Genomic DNA, 12197 nt, shown 5'->3' with positions numbered 1-12197 from the left:
GGTGGCACCCGGCCCGCCCGGACCGGGTGCCACCAGCGTCAGGTCCGGGCAGGCCAGCATGGCGCCTGACAGGGGCCAGACCCGTCCCTTCAGGGGCCAGACCCGTCCCTTCCCGGCACCGGTGCTGGTGCTGGTGCCGGTGCCGGTGCCGGCGAGGAACGCCCCGGTCAGCCCGAGCAGCCCGAGGACCGCCAGCGGCAGCACCATCCGCGAAACGACCGTCCGCGAAACGACCACGACGTGACACGACGGCCGCTGACACGACGGCCGCTGACACGACGGCCGCTCAGCCTTCCCGACCCGCCGCGGCTGCGTTGCAGCCGGGGGAGCCATCCGCCGCGACCTCAGGACTGGGATTCCCAGCAGCACGGGGATTCCCAGCAGGACAAGCGCGGCGAGCGCCGCCGCCTGGCCCAGCACGGCCCGGTGGGGTGAAGCCCGGTCGTGGTCGATGCGGAGCCGACCGCCGTCGGGCGGCAGCCGGAATCCGGCTGCCCAGCCCCACGCCCGGAACGGAGTCAGCGGCCGGCCTTCCAGCCACGCGTGCCATCCGGCATCCGCCGGTACGGCGAGCACCAGGGAGCGTGCCGGGCCGGACCGGGCGGCGAGGGCGGGCAACCGCTCGCCGGAGGCCAACCGGCGTACCGAGGAGGGCGCTGGCGGCAGCGGCGCCGAGAGGAGGGGAGGAGCACCCGGCGCTGTACCGATCGGGCGGGCTGTCCGCTTCGTCGCCGCGGGAGCGGAGTGCCGCGCCACCGGCTCACGACGATCAGCCCGATCGGACTCCATCACCCAGGCCAGGGGTCCGCCCGCCCACTCGGATGCGTCCGGTCGCGGCGCACCGGTCCCACCGGGCTCTCCCGAGGCCGTCGCACCACGGGCCGTAACGGCGGGACGCCAGAAGATCGCCCCCGGACGGGGACGATCCCGGATCAAGGACGGCGTCGCGTCCAGTCGGGCGACGAGCTGAGAGGCCGAGTCGGCCGTGGGTACGGCGACCGATGTCACGCCCAGAAGCGGGAGCCAGCCGGCTGCCCGGCCACCGTTGGTGGCGAGGTCCGCGACCATGTCGGCGAGGAACCGACCGGACCGCCGCGGGGTGCGGGCGCCGGTCTCGGGAAACATCGGCCCGGACGCGGAGGCCAGGGTGTACCGGATCGTTCTGGCCGAGGCCGGTTGGTGCAGGACGAGGACGCGGGCACCCGGGCCGGCGGCGCGGGTCACGGCCGCGACCGCGCGGGCGAGGCCGGCCCCCTCGACGCCGGCCGGGTTCGCCCCTGTGGTGTCGTCGGGCCGAGATACATCCACGGCCAGGAACCGAGCGGCAAGGATCAGCGGCCCGACGAGGAGGAGCAGCGTCACGGGAAGGACCACCAGCACGGCCGTGCGCCGCCGACGGCCCCGCTCCCGGCCCGCGAGGCGGCCGAACAACCAGCAGGCCAGGCATCCACCGACGAAGCCGGCCACATCGGCACTGGGTCCGCTGTCCGCACCAGCCAACAGGGCCAGGGAGTACTGGGGCAGCCTGGCCAGGGCGATCGCCGATTCGGCGAGGACGGCGACGGGATCCAGCCGCAGGTCCGGAAGCACCGGAATGATCGTCGCGAGCAGAGCGGCGATGATCGCGGGCAGCCTGGACCGCGCGGTCAGGAACGCGACGACTACCAGGCCCGCCCAGGCGATGACCAGCATCGACGGGGCGCAGGCGATGAACCCGACCAGACAGACCGCGAGCGTCCACACCGGCCGGCCCGGCGCCCCGCCGACGCCAAAGCCAAAGCCGGAGCCGTCCCGCCGGTCCCGCAGGACCGCGTCGGCGGCGGCGAGCACCAGGGGAAGGCCGATCACCGCGCCCACGGTGTCGGTGCGGCCGGCGAGGACCGACCCGGTCATCACCGGGTTCAACCCGTAGCCGGCGGCGAGCCCGAACCGGGTGATCGGATGTGGTTCCAGCCGGGCGAGCGCCCGGTAGGCGCTCAGGCCCGCGAGCGCCGGGCCGGCCGCCAGCAGGATCCAAGCGGCCGGCGCCGGCCTCCCCCCCAGCAGAGTGGCCGCCGCGGCGAACAGCGCGGTGAAAGGGGGTGCCGGCCCGGGACCACTCAGAGGTCCATCGGGCGCCCCCGCCCATCCGGACCACACGGCCGACCACAGGTTCCGGCTGCCGGTCGGGAGCGGCAGGCCCCCGCCGAGCATGTCCGCCGGCATCCCCCTCATGGCCAGGAGCCCGACGGCACCCAGCAGGGTCGCCAGGGTCATCGGCGGCCAGGCCGGCCGGCACGGGTGCGCATCCGGTCTGGGCCCGGTAACCACCAAGGTGGTGTCGGCGACGTCTTCGGCGGCTCCGGCCCGATCGAGGAGATCCTCGGCGCCGGCTCCGCGCCGCCACGGCAGGCGGCGGGCCGGGAACAACGGGCGGACGGCCCGGTGCGGCACCGCCCACGTGCAGGCGGCGCGCCGACGCATCCGGCGCAACTGCCGTGGCCGCCCCAGCACGGTACCGGCGAGCGTGAGCTCGGCGAGCGCCGCCCGGGGTCGGCCGCGCAGGAGCAGGCCGAGGGTGCGCACGGCCGTTCCGACGAGCAGGGCGACCACCATCGCCGGCAACAGCACCGTCGCCGTGTTCGCCAGCCGGACCCGTAGAGCCCCCGCGCGGTCGGCCGATGCCCCGGGGAAGGCCGACCCCCCGGGGCAGGCCGAGGCCGAGGCCACGGTCGCCGTGGCCGACGGGACGACGACGACCCGTAGGCCGGCACGGGCCACCCGCCAGCCAAGATCGATGTCATGACCACCATCGAGCTCGGGGTCGAGTCCACCGAGCAGTCGCCAGACCACCGCCCGCACGAGGGTGCCCGAACACGCAACGGCGAGGACGTCACGTACCCCGTCACACCGACCATAATCATCATTGCCCGGGCACATTCCGGTATGCCGTCGCCCGGCCCGGTCGACGCTCACCCCGGCTTCAACCACCCGGGGTCTCGTCACCGGCCGGGACCGCGCACCCGTCGATCCGGCGGGACCGTCCGCTCCGGCGGGACCGCCCGCTCCGGCCGCCGGGGCGAATTCGGCCGGCCGGGCGGATTCGGCGAGTGGGGCGGATTCCGGAGCGCGGGCGAGCAGTTTGGGACCGAGGACGGCGACACCCCGGTCCAGCCGGGCGTAGGCCAGCAGGGTGTGCAACGCGCCTGGGGCAGGGATCGCGGTGTCGTCGAGGAGCCAGACGAATCCGTGCTCCGGTAGGTTCCCCAGCCGAGCCAGCCCCACGGCTACGGCGGCGCCGAACGGTGTGGCGGACGGCACCTCGACGACGAGGGGCTCGACGACCGGGTCACCGGCCTGAGCATCCGCGCCGTCGGCGCCGGGATCGACGGGACGGTCGGCGGACGGGAGGCGACCGTCCCCGTCCAGGGGAGACGCGCGTTGCCGGGGAACGCCTCCCCCGCCACCGAGCCGCACCTCGACGACCCGGTCCGGTGGTCTGGTCTGGGCACGCAGGGCGGCCCGGACCTGGGCGGCGGCGTCGGGTCCACCACCCCCTCGACCGAGCACGCAGACCGCGACGACCGGCGGCCCTGCATCATCGGGCAGAGCGGTCACCGCGGCGACCGTGGCCGCCTGTGACGTGCCCGGATCGCCCGTCATGCGCCGACCGCCGGTCACCGGGCGGGATCAGACCGCTCGGCGTCGCTGCTTGCGTCTCTCCCGCTCGGACATGCCGCCCCAGATCCCGAACCGCTCGTCGTTCTCCAGCGCGTACTCCAGGCACTCGGCCCGGACCTCACAGCCCGAGCAGATGCGCTTGGCCTCGCGGGTCGAACCGCCCTTCTCCGGGAAGAACGCCTCGGGGTCGGTCTGCGCGCACAGCGCGCGTTCCTGCCACTCCATCGCCTCGCCGAGAAGGTCCCCCATCCCCAGATCGATCACCTGGGCGAGGGCGGACCTCCCGGCCGATCCACCAAGATCCTCCATGTCCTTGGTCTCCGCCTCGTCGGCCTCGTCGTCACCGACCTCGTCGACATCGTCGACCTCGTCAATGTCCTCGACGGAGTCGTCCTCGATGTCCTCGACGAGGTCGGTGTCCTCGGCGACGGAGCGACCGGTCAACGCGGGGGGGACGGGAGCGGCCGTGGCCGGCACCCGCGCCCGCGCCCGCGGGACCGTTTCGGATGTGGCCCGGGTGTGCCGTTCGGTGAGCACCCGCTCGGGGTGATCAGCGAACGGGTCATGCTCAGCGGGACGCTCGACGTCCGCGAGGACAGTGTGGACGCCCGCGTCGGCGTGCTCCATGTGGACTCCTCCAGACCCGTCGCGGTGCGGTCGGCCACCCCTGGGCGCCGGCGCGCAGGTGACTGGTTTCCACACCGGTCAGGCGACGCACTACCGCACGAACCCCGCCAGCGGGGGGAATGACACGCCGGTAATTACACGCTCCAGACTCGATCGCGTCAACCCCACCGTCGCAACATCTTCTACAACCAGCGATGAGACCATAGCTCACAGTCACTACAACCTGTCGCCGAGGGTCCGCGCAACCCTCCTTTCCGTCACTCTGCGCGATCAGATTGGTCGCGACAACGGCATTATCCCGCCCAGACCTAAAGGGCATACACCCCTAAAAGGGCAGGGTCTGAGCTCGGGCAACCGCCGCGAACGTAGACCGATCAGCTACCAGACTCGGCAACCCCGACCCATTCGACTACGGAGAGTAGTTTTTGATGATCAGGACTTGGCGGGTGTCAGGACACCACCGGCAGCATGGCCCGGACGGTGCGGCCCCGGGCAGCGCGAAAGCGCTCGTCAGGGATCCGGCCATACGTGGTGGTGCGTTGCCGAGCGGGACGACCCGCCCCCGCGGCCACCTCCTCGAGTTCGGCCACGGAACGCCGCGAGCCGTGCTGCGAGCCGGCCATCCGACTGATCGTCTCCTCCATCAGCGTGCCGCCTATGTCGTTCGCCCCACCAGCGAGCACGGCCCGACAGCCCTCCACCCCGAGCTTGACCCAGGAGCACTGGATGTTGTCGATCGAACCGTGCAGCAGAATGCGCGCCATCGCGTGCACGGCCCGGTTCTCCTGGCGGGTGGGGCCGGGACGGGCGACACCGGCCAGGTAGATCGGCGAGCTGTGATGGACGAAGGGGAGGGCCACGAACTCGGTGAAGCCGCCGGTGGAGTCCTGGATGCGCCGTAGCAGGCGCAGATGGGCCACCCAGTGCGCGGGGGTGTCCACGTGCCCGTACATCATCGTGGCCGAGGAACGCAGGCCGACCCGGTGCGCGGTGGTCACCACCTCGACCCAGCTCGCCGCGGGCAGCTTGCCCTTCGTCAGCACCCAGCGGACATCGTCGTCGAGGATCTCCGCCGCGGTGCCGGGGATCGTGTCGACGCCGGCCTCGCGGGCCGCGGTGAGCCAGTCGCCAATCGACATGCCGGTGCGGGTGACGCCGTTGAGAACCTCCATCGGCGAGTAGGCGTGCAGATGCAGCCCCGGCGCCTGCCGCTTGATCTCACGGGCGAGATCGAAGTACGCGGTGCCCGGTAGATCGGGATGGATCCCGCCCTGGACGCAGACCTCGGTCGCGCCGACCGCCCAGGCCTGCGCCGCCCGGCTGCCCACCTCGTCCAGAGACAGCGTGTAGGCGTCGGCGTCCCCACGGCGTTGCGCGAACGCGCAGAACCGGCATCCGGTGTAGCAGACATTAGTGAAGTTGATGTTGCGGTTGACGACGTAGGTGACGTCCTCGCCCACGACGTCGCGGCGCAATCCGTCCGCGAGCGCGCAGAGCTCCTCCAGGGCGGCGCCGTCCGCGCCGAACAGGGTCAGCGCCTCGTCGTCGGTGATCCCGGCCGGATCGGACCCGGCGTGGCGCAGGGCGGCGAGCATGTCGGGGCCGATCCGCCGCATGGCACCGGCACCGGCAACCGCGCCGGCCCGGCTCGCGATGGCCCGGCTGCCCGTGCCGACGACTCCGTCGACCCCCGTCCCGGCCGCGCTGACCTGGGCACGAAGCGACTCCCAGTCACCGTAGACCGTGCCGAAGTCCGCCCGTTTCTCGCTGCGGCGCCCGACCGTGTCGACCGCGGCGTGCAGATCGGTGCGGCCGGTGTCAGCGAGTCCGCCGTCGGGCTCCTGCCAGGGGCGGCCGGCCGGGAACACACCGTCGGCGAGCAGGCCGTCCGCGCCGGCCAACGCCCCGACGTGCCCGGCCAGGCGCGGGTCGATCCATGGTTCACCGAGATGGGAGGGGTAGACGGTGAGCCGGGGCCGCAGCGTGAACCCGGCCTGCGCCGTCACGGCACGCAGGACGTCCAGGTCCGGCCAGGGCCGCTCGGGGTTGACGTGGTCGGGGGTGACCGGGGAGACGCCGCCCCAGTCGTCGATGCCGGCCGAAAGCAGCAGGGCGCACTCCGCGGTGTCAACGAGGTTCGGCGGAGCCTGCACCCGCATCGTGGGGCCCAGCACCAGCCGGGTGACCGCGACGGCCGCGGCCAACTCCTCGGCACCGACGTCGGGCGCGGAGCGCATCGCGGTGTCGTCCTTGGCGCGGAAATTCTGGACGATCACCTCCTGGATCGACCCGTAGCGGCGGGCCAGACCTCGAAGCTCGAAGATCGTCTCGGCCCGCTCCGCCCGGGTCTCCCCGATGCCGAGCAGCAGGCCGGTCGTGAACGGGATCGACAGCCGCCCGGCGTCGGTGAGGACCCGCAGGCGGACGGCCGGGTCCTTGTCGGGTGACCCGTAGTGCGCCCCGCCCGGCTCCGACCACAGGCGGGTCGCGGTCGTCTCCAGCATCATCCCCATCGACGGGGCCACCGGCTTGAGCCGGGCGAGTTCCACCCAGCTCAGCACACCTGGGTTGAGGTGCGGAAGCAGACCGGTCTCCTCCAGCACGGCGATCGCGACGGCGCGCAGGTAGCCCAGCGTCGAGTCGTAGCCGTGGGCGTCGAGCCACTCCCGGGCCGCCGGCCATCGGCCCTCGGGGCGATCACCAAGCGTGAACAGCGCCTCGGCGCAGCCCGCCGCGGCGCCCGCCCGGGCGATGCCGAGCACCTCGTCCACCGTGAGGTAGGGGGCGGGCAGCCGGTGCGGCACGGTGGCGAAGGTGCAGTAGTGGCAGCGGTCCCGGCACAACCGGGTCAACGGGATGAACACCTTCGGCGAGTAGGTGACGACACCCGGCCGCCCGATCGACGCCAGACCCGCGTCGCGGGCCCGGGCCGCCGACCGGCACAGGTCCGCGAGGTCGTCGCCGCGCGCGGCCAGCAGAATGGTGGCCTCCACCACATCGAGCGTGGCGCCGTCCCGGGCCCGGCGCAGCGCCCGGCGCAGCGCCGACGGGGACGGCGGGGAACTGGATTCGGCACCACTGGTGGATTCGGCACCACTGGATTCGGCACCACTGGATGTCGCCGCCGTACTCATCATGAATTCCTCTGATTCTCCGGCGGCGCCCCCCGGCGCCCGGCAGATGAACCGGTCCGGTCGGTGACCATCGGGATCGAAGGGATGCGGTGCCGAAACGGTACTGAGCGGTTCGGCAGGAGACCCGGTCGGCCCGGAGTCAGGGTGTCACGCGGCCGGCCGCACGCCACCCGGTGGCGGGTCTGCGCAGCCGGTCGAGCGTACCGATCAACATATTCGTCCGCCGGCGCGAGGCCAGCGTCTCGACCAAGGCCTGCGTCCGGTCGGCTCGCCGGCCGGTGCCGGCGAGGTCGGACCCGTCCGGCGTCATACCGGCGGTCTGTCGCATCTGGGCCCGGCGGGCGGCCACGACCTGGGGGGCGCGGGCCCCCGCAAGCGCGCGATTAAGGGAGGCGGACAGGGCTTCGAGGCTCTTGGTGGTCCTGATATCGGACATGATGGTCCTTCCAGCGACGTAGAGAGCTGAGATTCACTCTCACAGCTCTCTCTAATCGGAATCAAGAAAAAGGCGGTGAGCAGGACACATCCGCCCGAGACGTCCACCGGACTCCGCTACCCGGGCCCGGCCGGAATGCACCCCCCGACACCGGGACACGATTCCGATCATGCCGGCGTCCGGGGCGGCGCCGCCGTACCGCACGGGAGCTACCACTACTGGGCATCGATTTCCTCCTGCCCCACCATGGGAGTCGTTACGCTGATCAGGTGCCACGCAACCGCCAGGAGGTTCCCCGCGAGGAACGGATCGATGCGTTGCTCACCGTCGCCGAGGAGCAGTTCCTGGCCCGCGGGTTCGCCGGGACGTCCATCGCGGAGATCGCCCGTTCCGCCGGCATCGAGCCGGGCTCCGTCTACTGGTATTTCCGGTCGAAGGACCATGCCTTCGCGGCGGTGCTGAACCGGCTGCTCGACGTTGAGGTCGACCGGATCGCCGCGTTGCCCGGAGACCCGGCGGCGAAGCTCTTCCTCGCCCTGGACTCGGTCGAACGGCGCCGCACGCTGCATCCCTGTGTCGCCGAACGCGCCCCGCACGCCGCGCCGGTCATGGAGTACCACGAGCGGCTGCACGACTGGCTGCACGGGCTCGCGCTCGCCGCGGTGCACGACTTCGTGCCCGAACCCGATCGGGAGCTCGCGGCGGACGCGGTGGTCGCCACCATCGAGGGCGGGCTCGCCAACCCCGCGCCCTCCCGGCCGACCAGCCATCTCGTGCACTTCCTGCTCTCGGCCTTCTGCACGGACACGCCGATACCGGCGAAGCCGGAGTTCCACGGATGGATGACGCCGTTGTTCGCCCGGCCAAGGCTCGGTTAGGAACCCCGAGCAAGGCTCGGTCAGGAGCACGGACCGGCGCGCCCGCCCCGGTCCGGAGAAATCCGTCCGCGGCTGGGCAGTGGTCACTATCACCCCGGCCGGGAAATCCACCACCGCCCACCGGTGCCCCATCCGCCGGGGCGCGGTGCCAGGATCGGTCGGTGTGAGAGTTACAGCCCTGGCTGGCGGGATCGGTGGCGCCCGGTTCCTGCGCGGCGTGCTCGCGGCGCTGCCGGAGGCCGACGTGACGGTAATCGGCAACACCGGCGACGACATCACGTTGCACGGACTGCGCATCTGCCCCGATCTCGACACCGTCATGTACACCCTGGGCGGCGGGATCTCGGCCGAACGGGGCTGGGGGCGCGAAGGCGAGTCGTTCGTCGTGGCCGAGGAACTCGCCGCCTACGGCGTCGGGCCGGCCTGGTTCGGGCTCGGCGACCGCGACCTCGCCACCCACCTGGTGCGTACCCGGATGCTCGACGCCGGCTACTCCCTCTCGGACGTGGTCCGGGCACTGTGTGAGCGGTGGAAGCCGGGGGTACGGCTGCTGCCGATGTCGGACGAGCGGATCGAGACCCACGTGGTGATCTCGGACGCCGACGGCCGGCGCGCGGTGCACTTCCAGGAGTGGTGGCTGCGGCTGCGTGCCGCCGTGCCGGCACGGGCGATCATCCCGGTGAACGCGGAAAAGGCCAAGCCCGCGCCCGGCGTCCTGGCCGCCATCGCCGACGCGGACGTCGTACTGCTCCCCCCGTCGAATCCGGTCGTCTCGATCGGCACCATCCTCGCCGTTCCCGGGATCCGCTCGGCCGTGCACGAGACCGCGGCGCCGGTGGTCGGGGTGTCGCCGATCATCGGCGGCGCGGCCGTGCGCGGGATGGCGGACGCCTGCCTGGCCGCCATCGGCGTCGAGACCTCCGCCCAGGCGGTGGGCGTGCATTACGGCGGCCGGGGGCGCACCGCCGCGACGGGGCACGGGACGGCCCTGCGCCCGGGAGCCGGGACGGCGGACGGACTGCTCGACGGCTGGCTCGTCGACACCGCCGACGCCGGCGCGACCGTTCCCGGCGCGACCGTGGCCGCGGCACCCCTGCTGATGACCGATCTGAAGGCCACGGTGGCGATCGTCCGGGCGGCTCTGGAGCTCGCCGGTGTCTGAGCGCAGCGCGGAACAGGCGCTGCGCGTGTTCCCGCTCACCGGCATCGGCGAGGTCCGTCCCGGCGACGATCTCGCCGTCCTGGTGGCCTCGGCCGCCCGGACGCACGGCCCGGCACTCGCCGACGGCGATGTCATCGTGGTCACCTCAAAGATTGTTTCGAAGGCCGAGGGACGGCTCGTCACGGTGTCCGGCGACCGCGAGGAAGCCAGGCAGGCCATGATCGACAGTGAATCGGTGCGCGAGGTCGCCCGGCGCGGCCCGACCCGGATCGTCGAGACGCACCACGGTTTCGTCCTCGCCAGCGCGGGGGTCGACGCGTCGAACATCGCCAAGGACTCCCTCGCCCTGCTCCCGGTGGATCCGGACGCCAGCGCCAGGCGGCTGCGGTCGGGCCTGGCCACCGTGCTCGGCGTGGATGTCGCCGTCGTCGTCACCGATACCGCCGGACGGCCGTGGCGACGCGGCCTGACCGACATCGCCATCGGGGTGGCCGGCATGGCGGCGCTGCGCAGCCACGTCGGCGACCTCGACGGCTACGGCAACGAGCTGGGGATGACCGAGGTGGCCGAGGCCGACGAGCTCGCCGCGGCCGCCGACCTCGTCAAGGGCAAGCTGGGCGCCACGCCGGTGGCGGTCGTCCGCGGCTACGGCCGGCTGCCCGACGACGGCACCGGCGGGCGGGCACTGCTGCGTCCCGCGGGTGAGGACATGTTCCGCCTCGGCACCCTCGAGGCGCGCCGGGCGGCGCTGCGCGAGCGGCGCACCGTGCGGGACTTCTCCGACACCCCGGTCGACCCGGCCGCGGTTGACCGGGCGATCGCGGCGGCATTCACCGCCCCGGCCCCGCACCACACCACACCATGGCGTTTCGTGATCGTGACCGAGCGACGCGCGGCGCTGCTCGACGCGATGGCCGAGACCTGGGCGGACGATCTACGACGCGACGGGTTCGGCGAGGCGGCCGTCGAGCGTCGGCTCCGGCGCGGCGAGGTGCTGCGGCGTGCCCCGCTGCTGATCGTTCCGATCATGGTCCTCGACGGCGCGCATCCCTATCCGGACGCCCGCCGCGCCGCCGCCGAGGAGCGGATGTTCACCGTCTCCGTCGGGGCCGGGGTGCAGAACCTGCTCGTCGCCCTGGCCACGGAGGGTCTGGGGTCGTGCTGGGTATCGTCGACGCTGTTCTGCCCGGAGGTGGCCACCCGGGTGCTCGACCTGCCGGCCGGTTGGGCGCCGATGGGCACGGTCGGGGTCGGGCACGCCGCCGCGCCCGTACCCGCCCGACCGGACCGCGATACCGCGGCGTTCGTCCTCCACCGCTGACCTCGTGGCCGGCCCGTCCCGGGTGGCCCGGTCCCGGGGTGACCTGGTCCCGGATGACCTGGTTCCGGGATGATCAGTGACGCCACGGTCACGGTGCAGCGTGGCGAGGCAGGGCGTGTCCGGTGGTGTTCGGCGGGTCGGATCCATCCTGCCCGGACGACGTGGTTCAACACTTCGTAGGATCAGCTGTCGTGGGTAAGAAGAGCGTCGAACGCAACACCCGGCTCGAGCAGTTGCGCCGTGAACAGAAGCGCGGGGAACGCCGCCGCGCGCTGCTCATCTACGGGACGTCGGGGCTCGTCGCCGTCGCGCTCCTCGTCGGCATCATCATCTACAGCGTCGCGGACAGCAGATCGAAGAACGAGGCCCGCAAGGTCGGCTACGTCGCGCCGGCCTCGGCGGCCGCCACCGCGGCCGGGTGCACCGGCACGGCGAACGACCCCTTCCGCGGCTCGACGCACGTCAGCACAGCGGTCACGTACGAGGCGTCACCGCCGTCCTCGGGTAACCACAACCCCGACCCCCTGCCCGACGGCATTCCCTTCTACAACCCGAACTCGGGCATCTCGGCGGAACGGGCCGTACACAACCTCGAACACGGCTTCGTGATCGGCTGGTACGACAAGAGCCTGCCGGCGGATCAGGTCGACAAGCTGCGCAAGCTCGCGGCGAATGCCGGGCCGCGATTCATCGGTATGCCCTGGACCCGGAGCACCTTCGTCGACAACAAGCACTTCGTCCTGACCGCCTGGGACCGCACCCAGCGCTGCTCGACGGTCTCCGCGGACGTGATCAAGGATTTCGTCACCAAGCATGCGAACCCGGACGCCGCCGGGGCCACTTGGGACTCACCGACCGCTCCGGAGTCCGGCGCGGCGGGCGGCACCCTGAACGTGACGGCGGACGGCCCCCTGGTGGATCCAGGCGCGGCCGCCTCCCCGATCCCCGGCGCGGGCACCATGCCGCTGTCGCCCACCAC

General features: G+C 72.6%; 8 protein-coding genes. 4 read left to right on the top strand and 4 right to left on the bottom strand.

The window, feature by feature from the left end; all coding sequences use genetic code 11:
- From AC08OV_RS20065 to AC08OV_RS20050, 4 genes are all read right to left on the bottom strand, one after another.
- Positions 1-3642 (bottom strand): glycosyltransferase (locus tag AC08OV_RS20065; RefSeq protein ID WP_476620102.1); only part of this gene is annotated, 3642 nt, incomplete at its 3' end.
- A 27-nt stretch (positions 3643-3669) separates the two neighbouring features.
- Positions 3670-4287 carry a WhiB family transcriptional regulator gene (locus AC08OV_RS20060; protein ID WP_476615668.1) on the bottom strand — a complete coding sequence of 206 codons (618 nt, stop codon included), beginning with the start codon at positions 4285-4287 and terminating at the stop codon, positions 3670-3672.
- 449 nt (positions 4288-4736) lie between these two features.
- Positions 4737-7424, bottom strand: a complete 2688-nt coding sequence (locus AC08OV_RS20055; RefSeq protein ID WP_476620101.1) for a bifunctional FO biosynthesis protein CofGH — start codon at positions 7422-7424, stop codon at positions 4737-4739.
- A gap of 136 nt (positions 7425-7560) precedes the next feature.
- Positions 7561-7857 carry a hypothetical protein gene (locus tag AC08OV_RS20050; protein ID WP_462188316.1) on the bottom strand — a complete coding sequence of 99 codons (297 nt, stop codon included), beginning with the start codon at positions 7855-7857 and terminating at the stop codon, positions 7561-7563.
- 269 nt (positions 7858-8126) lie between these two features.
- On the opposite strand from AC08OV_RS20050, the gene AC08OV_RS20045 reads away from it, so the two are divergent.
- The 4 genes from AC08OV_RS20045 to AC08OV_RS20030 all read left to right on the top strand — a co-directional run.
- Complete coding sequence (locus AC08OV_RS20045; RefSeq protein WP_035940905.1) at positions 8127-8735, top strand: TetR/AcrR family transcriptional regulator; 609 nt, start codon at positions 8127-8129, stop codon at positions 8733-8735.
- A 163-nt stretch (positions 8736-8898) separates the two neighbouring features.
- Entirely contained in the window at positions 8899-9897 is a 999-nt protein-coding gene (cofD, locus tag AC08OV_RS20040; RefSeq protein WP_476615169.1) for a 2-phospho-L-lactate transferase, read from the top strand.
- On the top strand, positions 9890-11218 hold the full coding sequence (locus AC08OV_RS20035; protein WP_476615170.1) for a coenzyme F420-0:L-glutamate ligase: 1329 nt from the start codon (positions 9890-9892) through the stop codon (positions 11216-11218). The genes cofD and AC08OV_RS20035 overlap by 8 nt, the downstream gene beginning before the upstream one ends.
- Before the next feature lie 191 nt (positions 11219-11409).
- Positions 11410-12197 (top strand): DUF3105 domain-containing protein (locus AC08OV_RS20030; protein ID WP_476620100.1); only part of this gene is annotated, 788 nt, incomplete at its 3' end.

This window comes from Frankia sp. CeTa3Moorea (genome assembly GCF_978021225.1).
The sequence above is the reverse complement of the archived record's forward strand: the minus strand, read 5'-3'. Positions and strand labels throughout refer to the sequence as shown.

What these genes read in the sequence shown, in the direction of transcription:
- AC08OV_RS20060 (WP_476615668.1), bottom strand. Translation starts at nt 4,287, where the DNA reads ATGGAGCACGCCGACGCGGGCGTCCACACTGTCCTCGCGGACGTCGAG.
- AC08OV_RS20055 (WP_476620101.1), bottom strand. Translation starts at nt 7,424, where the DNA reads ATGATGAGTACGGCGGCGACATCCAGTGGTGCCGAATCCAGTGGTGCC.
- AC08OV_RS20050 (WP_462188316.1), bottom strand. Translation starts at nt 7,857, where the DNA reads ATGTCCGATATCAGGACCACCAAGAGCCTCGAAGCCCTGTCCGCCTCC.